The organism is Fusobacterium perfoetens (assembly GCF_021531475.1).
In the GTDB taxonomy this organism is placed as follows: domain Bacteria; phylum Fusobacteriota; class Fusobacteriia; order Fusobacteriales; family Fusobacteriaceae; genus Fusobacterium_B.
This window is the reverse complement of the sequence record NZ_JADYTX010000014.1, coordinates 16623-29161: the sequence shown is the minus strand read 5'-3', so window position 1 is coordinate 29161 and position 12539 is coordinate 16623. Positions and strand designations below refer to the sequence as shown.

Here is a 12539-nt window from a genome sequence, read left to right as displayed (position 1 = left end):
GGAGGAGTTTATGAAAAAATTTATATTTATCGCTATTTTGGCAAATCTTTTCTATAGTTGTCAAAACTTAAATACACTTGTGAATAACAACACAATGCCACAAGGTTATGAAACAGCACTTAATATGCAAGTTGAGAAAGAAAAAGAACTTCCTCAAGAAAGTTTTTACTTAAGTGATTCTGGAATTGCATATTTCTTAGATATGGTATCTGGAAATATAAAAAATAATGTAACAAGAACTCATATGGAAGGAAATGCTTTTGACCTTTATCTAGGAGAATATATAGCTCTTCCAACAACTGCTTATAATGTTTCTGTAATAGCCTCACCAAAATCAAAATCTTATGAGGCATTTATAAGAGGTGGAGTTTTTTACTTTAGAAGTTTATATCAAGGAAAATATGGATTCTCTTTGGAAAAATATGGAGAACCAGCTGAAACTATCGTGATCAATAATAAATCTCGTTACCAAATATCTGCTTTTGACCTAAATAATTTAGTTATGGCTAATGCAGAAGAAAAAGATTTAGGAAAATTACAAAACAGTGTTCAAGCATTTAAAATACTTTTCCCTGAAAATCCAAAGTTAAAAGATGTATCAATGGCTCTTTTTAACCAAGCTGTTATAAATAATGATAAACAACTTGTAATTAATGAGTCAAATTTCTTAGATGAAAACTTTGATCTTACTTCTGAGGAAAAAATAAGAGTGATATTAGGTAAAGAGGAAACTTTACAAAATGATTATGCTCTACCTAAAAAATATTTAAGCTTTAAAACAAACTCACCAGAACTTAACGAAGTTATAAAAAATGATATAATAAAAAGAGGAAGACCAACTCTTGAAGAGTTAGACTTTATGGAGGAGTGTTACGCTAATGTTCCTACAAGAGAGTTAGCTGATACACTGGGAGCTTTCTACTTTAGAAGTGGAAATATTTCTAAAGGAACTCACTATTCAGAAAATAAATTTGGAATACTACCAAAAGCTTTAAAAGAAAAGATGACAGGTAGTTTTAACCAAAGATATGAGGAACAAAAAGAAACTTCTACTGAAGAATCAGAAGAAAGTTTAGTAGTTGGTAGTGATTTTGAAAATCTTTTAAGAAACGGACTTGAATATTATGGAACAGAAAGTTATGCAGAGGCAATCTTAGTACTAGAAAAAGCTAAGGCTCAAATAACTGGAGATTCTAAAGAGGCTCAAGATGTGTACTACTTACTTGGAAATTCATACTATTTGACAAATAGCTTAGAAAAAGCTCAAGGAAACTTTGAGAAAATTTCTAAAGATAATGCAAAATATCCAGAAGTTTTATATAAATTAGGAGATATCCAATTTAAAAATGGAAATAAATCTAAGGCAGAGAGAATTTTTGGAGAAGTTAGTGAAAATTATCCTCAAACAGTTTGGGGAAGAAGAAGTATAATATATTTAAGAAGATTAAAATAAAAGATAAAAGGAGATAGATAATGAAAAGATATGCTGATATGGTTGCTGAAGATCGTCTTTTAGCAGAACAATGGCAAAAAATTGAAGAGATCAAAGAATTAGGATTTGATCCATTTGGAAAGAGATACGACAAAGAATTTATGATAGGAGATATCTTAAAAGAAGAAGCTCCTGCTGAAGATGCTGTAGAAAAAAAAGTTTATAAAACAGCTGGAAGAATAATGGGATATAGAATCCAAGGTAAAGCTGGATTTGCTCACATTGAAGACCAAACAGGAAGAATCCAATTCTATGCTAGAAAAGATGCTTTTGAAGATGAAAAAGTTTGGCAATTAATAAGAAAATGTGGAGTTGGAGATATAGTTGGAATCTCTGGAACATTATTTATAACAAAAACTGGAGAAAAAACTTTAAGAGTAAGCGAATTTACATTACTTTCTAAAAATGTAAGATCATTACCTGAAAAATTCCATGGATTAACTGATATCGAAACAAGATACAGAAAAAGACATATAGACTTAATAATGAATAGAGAAGTTAAAGATACTTTCATTAAAAGAACTAAAATTGAAAGTGAAATAAGAAGTTTCTTAAATGAAAGACACTTCTTAGAAGTTGAAACTCCAATGTTACACCCAATCGTAGGAGGGGCAGCTGCAAAACCTTTCATCACTCATCACAATGCACTTGATATGCCATTATATTTAAGAATAGCTCCTGAGTTATACTTAAAAAAATTAATCGTTGGTGGATTTGATAGAGTATATGAAATGAATAGATGTTTTAGAAACGAAGGAATTTCTACAAGACATAACCCAGAATTTACAACAATTGAATTATATATGGCTTATGCTAACTATGAAACAATGATGGATTTAACAGAAGCTATAATCCAACACGTTGCACAAAAAGTTTTAGGAACTTTACAAGTTGAATATAACGGAAAAGATATAGACCTTTCTAAGTTCCACAGAATTCATATGGTAGATATGATTAAAGATGTTACAGGAGTTGATTTCTGGAAAGAAATGACTTTTGAAGAAGCTAAAGCAATAGCTAAAGAACACGGAGTTGAAGTTTTACCTCATATGACTGGTGTTGGACATATCATCAACCAATTCTTTGAAGATAAATGTGAAGATAAAGTTACTCAACCAACATTCATCTATGGACATCCAGTTGAAATATCTCCACTTTCAAAAAGATTCCCTAATGACCCAAGATTTACAGAAAGATTTGAGTTATTCATCGATTCAAGAGAATATGCAAACGCATTCTCTGAGTTAAACGACCCAGCAGACCAAAGAGGAAGATTTGAAGCTCAAATAGAGGAAGCTGAACTTGGAAACGACGAAGCTACTCCAGAAATAGATGATACATTCATCGAAGCTCTAGAAGCTGGATTACCACCTACAGGAGGACTTGGAATAGGAATTGATAGACTTGTAATGTTACTTACAGGAAGTCCAACAATAAAAGATGTTCTTTTATTCCCAACTTTAAAAAACTTAAAATAGTATAATAAATAAGGCTGCTATGATGATATGGCAGCCTTAACTTATAATAGAGGATTCTTTTTATATGTTTATTTAAAATTAATAAATATCTTAGTGAACGTATAGTGAGCAGAAATTGTATCACTGAATCACTCACTAAAAAGTAAAGTTTATGATAATGACTTTTATTAAATTTAGATTGAGTTTTTAGAAAAAATATACTATAATGATAATATATATAGAAAGATTACAATGGTGTTTCTTTGGAAAATTAATATTTGAAATTGTTAGTATTACAGAAGTAAAAATATTATAAGGATCTCTTTGAATTAATTTTTAATAAATGATCTAGTAATAAGAAGATAAATAAAAAGGTTCTTAGAAATAAGAACCTTTCTTTATATGAAAATGTTGTATTCTGATATATTAATTTATTAGAGAAAATAGAATTAGAAGAAATAAATGGAAGAATGGGAGAAAATAATGATAGAGAGAATAGAGATAGAAAGATTTAAAGGAATAAAAAATGTAAAAATAGATAATTTAGGCAAAATTAATATTTTTGTAGGTGCTAATAATTCAAAAAAGACAACTATTTTAGAAGCTATTTCTCTATTTAATATAAGTGATGTTGAAAATTTAAGAAGAATACTTTCAGGAAGAAAATATATTGGATATGAAGAAGTTCTAAACTCATTTTTCTATAATTTAGATGTGTCAGAAAATCCAGTTATAAAGTTATCTAAAAAAGAATCTGAAGAAAAATTAGAAATATTTTGTGAAAAAAAAGTTACAGAGATTTCTTTTTCAGAAAAGGAAATATTTAATAAAGCAAATAGTAGCGAAAATCAAAAAATAATTTATAAATTTTTATTAAATAATAAACCTAATATAGAGATTAAAGTAGAAAATAATTCAATAGGTTTTTCGTCTTTTGCTAATTTGAAAGAATCAAACATAGTTTATGTTCCAACAAATAGAGAAATTTCTAAATTAGCGGATAATATTAGAAAATTACAAAATTATAAGAAAATAGATGAACTTACAGAAATATTAAAATGTTATGACAAAAATTTACAAAAAATTTATGTTGATGGATATAATATTTATGTAGATTTGAATAATGTTGATAAAAGTTTAAGTATTGGAACTATGGGAGAGGGATTTATTTCTAGTTTGATAATTATAAGTAATCTTTTGGTTGCAGGTGGAAACGATAGAGAAATAACAATATTAATAGATGAAGTAGAAAATGGACTTTATAGAACTGCTTTAAAGAAGTTGATTAGAACAATATTAAAATTAATAAAAGAATATAATATTCAATTATTTATAACAACTCATTCGGAAGAGTTTTTAAAAGAATTATATAAATTAAAATTAGATAATACAGTAAGTTTATATAGAATGGAAAATGAAAAAAGTAATATAAAAGCTATATACTATTCAGAAGAAGAAGCAAAAGAGCTTTTAGCTGAAGGGTGGGAGATAAGATGAATTTAATATTGTGTGAAGGTTCAGGAGAAATAGCTTTTATATATTCATATTTAAAAACAAAAGGATATAATATAAAATTTAAGAAATCAGAACTGTATAAACTTTCAAGAAATAAAAAATATATGGAAAATGAAATCGTTGATAATCTATTTTTATTGGATATTGAAGGAAATGGAAACTTAGAAAAAATAGTCAAGAAAATTTTAAAAAGTCCATTAGAAGAGAGAGAATTAATAGAAAAAGTAGGAATATTTATTGATGCAGAAAAGGATTTTTCAGAAACATATAATAGAGCTAAAAAAGTATCAGAAGATATAAAAGGACAATTAGGAGTAGAAGTTTATTTATATATTTCTCCATATAACAATAAATGCGATGGAATGTTAGAAAATTTAATTATGGGAATATCTAAAGATAAAGACTTGTTATCTTTTATAGAGGAAAAGTCATTTCCAGAATTATCATATAAAGTAGAAGAACAAGGTGAAAAAATAAAAAATCCTACAAAAGCAAAATTTATGATATATGGAGCTACTCAAAATCCAATGAATGGTGTTGCTTATCTTTTTTTAACAGAAGATGATACAATAGAAAAATTGGATTTTGATTCGGAGAAAATGGAAAATTTTAAAAAATTTATGAATCAATTAGTTAAAAAAATGTAATTTTAAGTAAAGAAATATTTTATTGACATATGGGGAGATAAAATTTTATCTCCTTTTATATTTAAAAATAAAAAATATTGATTTTATTAAAAAAACTTAAGTGGGAGGTGGGAGTTTGAGAAATACAAAATGGATATACAAAGAAAGTAGTAAAAATTTTGAGAAAAATAGATTTTATAGTAAGGACTTATTAACAATCTTGGAAAATAGGGGAATAAAAACTGAAAATGGGATTGAAAAATTTTTAGACGGAGATATAGAAGATTTAAGAAACCCTTTTGATCTGACTGATATGGAAAAAGCTATTGATATAATCTTTTCATATAAAAAACAAAATAAAAAAATTTGGATATATGGAGATTATGACGTTGATGGAATTACTTCGACATCTTTATTATACAGAGCTTTTCACGAAATAGGGATAGACTGTGAATATTATATTCCTCTAAGAGATGAAGGATATGGTCTTAACAAAGATGCAATTGAAAAGATAAAAGAGTTAGGTGGAGAGCTAATACTGACTGTTGACTGTGGAATTTCATCTATTGATGAGGTAGATTTTGCTAATTCAATTGGTGTAGAGATGATAATAACTGACCATCATGAAATAAACAGTGATCTTCCAAAAGCCAGTGCTGTTATAAATGTAAAAAGAGATGACAATATTTATGACTTTAAGGGAATTTCTGGAGTTGGAACAGCTTTTATGCTAGTTCTTGCAATTTATAGAAAGCTTGGAATTGAAGAAAAAGCATATAAATATCTTGATATTGTGGCAATAGGAACTGTGGCAGATTTAGTTCCTCTTGTTGAAGATAATAGAATAATAGTAAAAAAAGGTCTTGAGCAATTGAGAAAAACTAGATGGAATGGCTTGAGTATCTTGCTTAGAAAACTATATGAAAATTATAGGGAGAAAAAATATGATACCTATGATATAGGATTTATAATCGCTCCTATTTTTAATGCTGCTGGAAGATTGGAAGATGCCAAAAAAAGTGTGGAACTTTTGATCAGTGAAGATAACAAAGCTTGTGATATTATCTCTTATGAGCTTATAAAACAAAATGATGAGAGAAAAGATATTCAATCTAAAATTTTAGATTTTGCTGTAGAGGAGATTGAAGATAATCATCTTGATAGAAAAGGGATAATAATAGTGGCTCGTGAAAAACTTCATAGTGGTGTAATAGGGATAGTTGCCTCAAAAATTGTGGATAAATATTATAAGCCAACAATCGTAATAGATATAAAAGAAGACGAGGGAGTGGGAGTTGCATCTTGTAGAAGTATTGAAGGGTTTAATATAATCGAGGCTCTTAACTCTGTAAGAGATGTATTTGTAAAATATGGGGGACATTCGGGAGCTGCAGGTTTTACAATAGAGATAGATAAAATATCTGAGCTTAAAGAAAGATTAGAAAAATATGTAAATGAAAGATTAGATGAAGATAACTTTTTAAAACCTATAAAGATTGATAAGGACTTAAGAGTTGAAAAAATATCTTATGGATTTTTAGATGAAATATCAAAAATAGAGCCTTTTGGTTTTGGGAACTCAACTCCAGTTTTCTCATTAAGAAATTGTACATTTACAAATCTTAGAAAAATTGGAAAAGATCAAACTCATCTTATGATGAATATTATAAAAAATGGTGTGGAGATAAAAAATTGTGTTTGGTGGAATAGTGCTGATCTTTTTAATGAGATAAATGGGGCAAGTGTAGTTGATATTGCTTTTAAACTTAAGATGGAAATTTTTAGAGATAAGTATCAATATAAAATATTTATAGAGGATATAAAGTTTTCTGAAACTTATGATGATAAAATAAAAAATCAAGTCTTAGAAGATATGGATATGTATGATACAGTTTACCCAATAAAAACAGTTTTTTATACTAGAAAGAGAATAAAAGAAAAATTATCTTTTGCATATTATGAGGATAAAATCTATGTAAAAGAGAGTAAACAAATTATTGGAGAATTAGATAGCACAACCTCTTATCTTTTATCTAATCTAAAAGATAGATTTGGTTATAAATTTCTATGTGAGGTAACTGAGATAGAGGAAACAGATGAGAATTTTAATATCTATATAGATATTTTCCGTGATTACTCTTTTGAAAGTTTTAAAATTAGAGAAGGAGAGATATTTAAAGAGATAAAAGAAAATCTAATTGGAAATTTTGAGTATAATAATTATCAAAAGAAAATTCTTGCATCAATTTTTAGAGAGAAAAAAAATGTATTAACTCTTTATAAAGAAAATAGAGGAGTTGGAACTATAATAAAAACTATTGGACTTTATTATAAAACTATAGGTAAAAAAGCCCTTTTAATCACTGATAAAAAATTAGCTAAAGATTATATAGAAAAATTTATTGAGGTTTCAAAAGAATATAAATCTGGATATGATTTTTATATTTATTTAGATAGAGTAGATAAAAATTTACCTAAAAATTATTTGATTTTTATTGATGAAGATAAAAAAATAGACAATATAAAAGTTGAAAAAACTATAATAGATACTTTTGAAATCCCTAAAAATATAAAAATAATAGAAAGCTTAGAAGAGGTAGAGGATTTTAAAAACTTCTGGTCAAGAAAAATAAGTATTGCCAAAAGGGAATATCTAAAAAATAATCTTAAAGAAAAGGGAATAATTTTTGCTACAAAAGATATATTAGAAATACTATAGATATAATTAAAAAAAGATATTAGGAATACAGTGAGCAATGAATGAACTTGATTTTTTTTGGCAAATAGAGTATAATTAGATAGTTTTTTAGTGAATTTTTTTAAGGAGAGGGTTATGAAAAAAGAGACAGGGGCTAATGCCTTACAAAGTCATATAAAATCCCATATGGATCTTTATTTTCTAGCTTTCATAGTTGGAATTTTCTCTGGAGTTATAGCTGTTGCTTATAGAGTTTCTCTTGCTTATGCAGAGATCTTTAGAAGAGGGGTATACACTTATGCAAGAGAAAATTTTGGAATCGGAGTTTTTCTAGGATTATGTGCTGGAGGGCTTGTAATTTCACTTATTTTAGGTTGGATAGTTGTAAAAATTCCAATGGTTAAGGGAAGTGGAATCCCTCAAGTAAAAGGGATAATTGCTAGACAGATGAATTTCAATTGGGCTAGAGAGCTTGGAGCTAAATTTTTTGGTGGTGTCCTTGCTATTGTAGCAGGTATGTCACTTGGTAGAGAGGGACCATCTGTTCAACTTGGAGCAGAGGTTGGAAGTGGAATTTTTAAATTATTTAAAAGAAAAGAGTATGATAAAAAATATCTTATAACTTGTGGAGCTAGTGCTGGACTTTCAGCAGCTTTTGGTGCACCAATAGCAGGAACAGTTTTTGCCATAGAAGAGTTACATAAATTTATGTCACCACTTCTAGTGACTTGCGTTTTGATTGCATCAGTATCAGCAGAGTTTGTTTCAAAGAATTTCTTTGGGTTTGCACCTAGTTTTAATGTGCAGGTTGAAGGATTTTATCAACTAAAATATTATCTACTTATAGCGGGTCTTGCTATAATTATAACTTTTATAGGGAAGTTATTTAGTGATGGTATATTATATTTTCAAAAACTTTATAAAAATATAATGATTAATCCTATAATAAAACCTGTTATTGTAGTGGCAATCACAATAGTTATGGGAATATTTTTCTTTGATGTAACAGGTGGAGGACACGGACTTGCAGAGAGAATAATGCACGAAAGTTTTTCTTATAAAGTATTGATAACACTTTTAGTTTTAAAATTTGTATTTACTTTGATTTGTTATGCAACAGGGATTCCCGGAGGAATATTTTTACCAATGCTTGTTATAGGAGCAATAGTTGGTAAAATTTATGGAATGGTTGTAGGAAACTTTTTTGAACTACCACCTAACTACGAAACATATTTTGTAATTTTAGGAATGGCTACACTTCTTACAACAGTTGTAAAATCTCCACTTACAGGAACAGTTTTAATTCTTGAAATGACAGGTTCATTCTATTGTTTCTTCCCAGTTGTGACAGCTTGTATGGTTACATTTTTAGCGTCAGAACTTATTGGAATAAAACCTATATATGACTTGTTGCTTGAGAATATGTTACCTAAAAAAGATGAAATCGGTGGAAATGACCAAAATAAAGTATTGGTTAAAGTTCCAGTTGGACCAGATTCAAAATTTGATAATGTATATATAAAAGATATCAAGTGGCCTGGAAGATGTATAGTAGTAGATATTGAAAGAGGAGATAAATATCTAACTCCTACAAGGGACACATTAATTCAAAGTGGCGACTTATTGGTTATCCTTATGAATGAGGAAACAGCTAATAAGGTAACTCCTACTCTTATAGAAATGGGAGAGGGAGCTTAAAAAATTAGGGAGGTATATTATGGTTAAAGAAGCTTGTGTAGGTTCTTATTCAGAAGCAGTATCAGCAGAGAAAAGGGGAGCCGATAGAGTAGAGCTTTGTGATAATTTAGATGTAGGGGGTACGACTCCATCTTATGGCACAATAAAAACTACAGTAGAAAAACTAAAAATACCAGTATTTGTAATGATAAGACCTAGGGGTGGGAATTTTTGTTACAATAAAAATGAGATAGAAATAATGAAAAAAGATATAGAGCTTTGCAAAGCTCTAGGAGTTAAAGGGATAGTTTTAGGGGTTTTAACTAAAAATGATGAAATAGATTATCCATTATTAAAAGAGTTAATAGACTTGGCGGCTCCAATGGAAGTTACTTTCCATAAAGCTATAGATGATTTGGAAAATCCAGTTTTAGAGATAAAAAAATTGGCAGAGATAGGAGTTAAGAGAATTTTATCTTCTGGTACAAAAGCCAAAGCTTTAGATGGAAAAGATATTCTTAATAAGATGATAGCTGAGGCTAATGATGATATAACAGTAATAGTGGCAGGAGGAGTTACTACAGACAATTTTGACAAGGTTTCAAAAGAGATTGTAAGCACTGAGTATCATGGGAAAAAAATTGTTTAAAAAATCCTTGACAAACTATTAATAAAGTGATATTATTACTGCATAGAAAAATTTAGCAGGCTAAAGTAACAAAGTAAAACCATTTAGTTTTTACTAAATGGTTTATTTTTAAAAAAAGTCACTTTAGTAAAATGGAGTAATAAAGTAAAAAATATATATATTTAATGAGGAGGGATTTTATGAAAAAATTATTATTGTTGGTTGTTATGTTATTTGGAATAAGTTGTTTAGGGTTTGGAGCAGATAATTCATTGAAAAATGTTCAAAAAAATGGTAAAATGATAGTCGGTTTAGATGCCACTTTCGCACCTATGGGATTTAGAGATGAAAATGATGAGATTGTTGGATTTGATATAGATTTAGCAAAAGAAGTTGCTAAAAGAATGGGAGTTCAAGTTGAATTTAAACCTTGTGAATGGGACGGAATCTTATTTGACCTTAAAGGTAAAAAAATAGATATGGTTTGGAATGGAATGACAATGACTGATGCTAGAAAAAAACAAGCATTATTCTCAGAACCATACTTTGAAGATGGACAAATGATATTCTCTAAAAAAGAAAATAAGATAAATAAAGTTAGCGAACTAGAAGGTAAAATAGTAGGACTTCAACTTGGAAGTTCAGCAGATATAGCTGTTCAAAAGAATGAAATCTTTGGAAAAATCAAAGAGGTTAAAAAATATGGAACAAATGTTGAAGCTTTAATGGACTTAGAAGCTGGAAGATTAGATGCAGTTGTAGTTGACGCAGTAAATGGAAAATATTATAACTCTAAGAAAAATGCACTAGCTTATTCTGAAGAATCTTTAACTACTGAATATTATGGAGTTGCATTTAGAAAAGGCGACAAAGCATTAAGAGATGAAGTTCAAAAAAATATAGATGAAATGAAAAAAGATGGAACATATGACCAAATAGTAGCAAAATGGTTTGGTAAATAAAAATAAATAGGAAAATGGGAGAGAAAAATGCAAAATGATATCTTATTCATACTAAAAGGTATGGGACTTACAGTAAATTTATATGTACTAACATTGGTATTTTCATTACCTTTGGGTATAATTCTATCTCTAGGGAGATTAAAAAATAAAGGACTTGTAAATAATATAATAGTAGTTTATACTTCAATATTTAGAGGGACACCACTTCTTTTACAACTATTCTTTGTATATTATGGTCTTCCAATAGTTGGGATAACATTAACAGCATTCTCAGCAGCAGTGATAACATTTGTTGTAAACTATGCAGCTTACTTTTGTGAAATTTTTAGAGGAAGTATCTTAGGAATAGATAAAGGGCAATATGAGGCATCTAAGGTTTTAGGGCTTACTTATTGGCAAACAATGATAAGAATAATTATTCCTCAATCACTTATAACAGCTTTACCACCACTATCAAATGAAGCAATAGCTCTTGTAAAAGATACATCACTTGTATCAGCAATAGGAATGGCAGAGATTTTAAGAAATTCAAAAGAGTTAGTTACAAGAGATTTCTCAATAGTTCCTTTTGCAATATGTGGAGCTTTATACTTTTTAATGTCAGTTGTGATAATAATGTTATTTAAAAAATTGGAACAAAAGGTGATGATATAATGGAATTTATTTCAGTGAGAGATTTACATAAAAGTTTTGGAAAAGATGAGATATTAAAAGGGATAGACCTTGATATTAATCGTGGAGAGGTAGTTTCTATAATTGGTGCATCTGGTGGAGGGAAATCAACTTTCTTAAGATGTCTTATAGATCTTGAACAAATTGATTCTGGAGAGATAAAAGTTCCTGAGAAAAATAAAATGGGAATGGTTTTCCAATCATTTAATCTTTTCCCACATAAAACAGCAGCACAAAATATAATGGAATCTCTTATAGTTGTGGATAAAATGGATAAAAAAGAGGCTAGGGAGATTGCACTTAATCTTTTAGATAAGGTAGGACTTAAGGAAAAAGCTGATGTTTATCCCAAAACTCTATCAGGGGGACAAAAACAAAGGGTGGCTATTGCAAGAGCTTTAGCTAAAAATCCAGAGGTTTTACTGTTTGATGAGCCTACTTCAGCTCTTGATCCTGAAATGGTAAAAGAGGTATTAAATGTTATTGAAAGCCTTAGAGAAGAAAATAAAAATATCACAATGGTAATAGTAAGTCACGAGATGGATTTTGTAAATAAGGTATCAGATAGAATATTTGTATTTGAAAAGGGAAAAGTAAAAGAGATTATAGATAACTCTTCTAATAGAAATAAATAATATGAGAAGCTATTGTAGAAATACAGTAGCTTTTTTTCTACCCCGAAGGGTTGAGGTTACAGATATTTTGTAAGTAGATCAATTTTTGTGAATGAACTTAAATACTAAAATCATAAGAACGATTAAAATTAAAAGTCCGTCAATGTTAATACTTAAGGATTCGATATAGTTAACTGT

General features: G+C 28.6%; 10 protein-coding genes. All 10 read left to right on the top strand.

Features of this window, described 5'->3' with window-relative positions:
* The first annotated feature begins 10 nt into the window (after positions 1-10).
* Positions 11-1453, top strand: coding sequence for a tetratricopeptide repeat protein (locus I6E15_RS04605; RefSeq protein ID WP_235245639.1), 1443 nt, complete (start codon positions 11-13; stop codon positions 1451-1453).
* A 20-nt stretch (positions 1454-1473) separates the two neighbouring features.
* Positions 1474-2970, top strand: a complete 1497-nt coding sequence (gene lysS, locus I6E15_RS04600) for a lysine--tRNA ligase (protein ID WP_320614639.1) — start codon at positions 1474-1476, stop codon at positions 2968-2970.
* Positions 2971-3432: 462 nt separating this feature from the next.
* Entirely contained in the window at positions 3433-4446 is a 1014-nt protein-coding gene (locus I6E15_RS04595) for an AAA family ATPase (RefSeq protein WP_235245637.1), read from the top strand.
* The gene (locus I6E15_RS04590) at positions 4443-5111 is read left to right on the top strand and encodes a DUF3226 domain-containing protein (RefSeq protein WP_235245635.1); all 669 of its coding nucleotides are present in this window, start codon (positions 4443-4445) and stop codon (positions 5109-5111) included. Before I6E15_RS04595 ends, I6E15_RS04590 begins: the two co-directional genes overlap by 4 nt.
* A gap of 115 nt (positions 5112-5226) precedes the next feature.
* Positions 5227-7809: a single-stranded-DNA-specific exonuclease RecJ gene (gene recJ, locus I6E15_RS04585; RefSeq protein WP_235245634.1), complete on the top strand. Its 2583-nt coding sequence runs from the start codon at positions 5227-5229 to the stop codon at positions 7807-7809.
* A gap of 114 nt (positions 7810-7923) precedes the next feature.
* The gene (locus I6E15_RS04580; protein WP_235245633.1) at positions 7924-9486 is read left to right on the top strand and encodes a ClC family H(+)/Cl(-) exchange transporter; all 1563 of its coding nucleotides are present in this window, start codon (positions 7924-7926) and stop codon (positions 9484-9486) included.
* Positions 9487-9505: 19 nt separating this feature from the next.
* Positions 9506-10114, top strand: a complete 609-nt coding sequence (locus I6E15_RS04575; RefSeq protein WP_177160995.1) for a copper homeostasis protein CutC — start codon at positions 9506-9508, stop codon at positions 10112-10114.
* Between the two features lie 179 nt (positions 10115-10293).
* A complete protein-coding gene (locus I6E15_RS04570; protein WP_177160994.1) occupies positions 10294-11055 on the top strand; it encodes an amino acid ABC transporter substrate-binding protein in 762 nt (253 codons plus the stop codon).
* A 27-nt stretch (positions 11056-11082) separates the two neighbouring features.
* On the top strand, positions 11083-11709 hold the full coding sequence (locus I6E15_RS04565; RefSeq protein ID WP_235245632.1) for an amino acid ABC transporter permease: 627 nt from the start codon (positions 11083-11085) through the stop codon (positions 11707-11709).
* Positions 11709-12362 (top strand): amino acid ABC transporter ATP-binding protein, encoded by a 654-nt coding sequence (locus I6E15_RS04560; protein ID WP_177160992.1) that lies wholly within the window; start codon positions 11709-11711, stop codon positions 12360-12362. The genes I6E15_RS04565 and I6E15_RS04560 overlap by 1 nt, the downstream gene beginning before the upstream one ends.
* Positions 12363-12539: the final 177 nt, after the last annotated feature.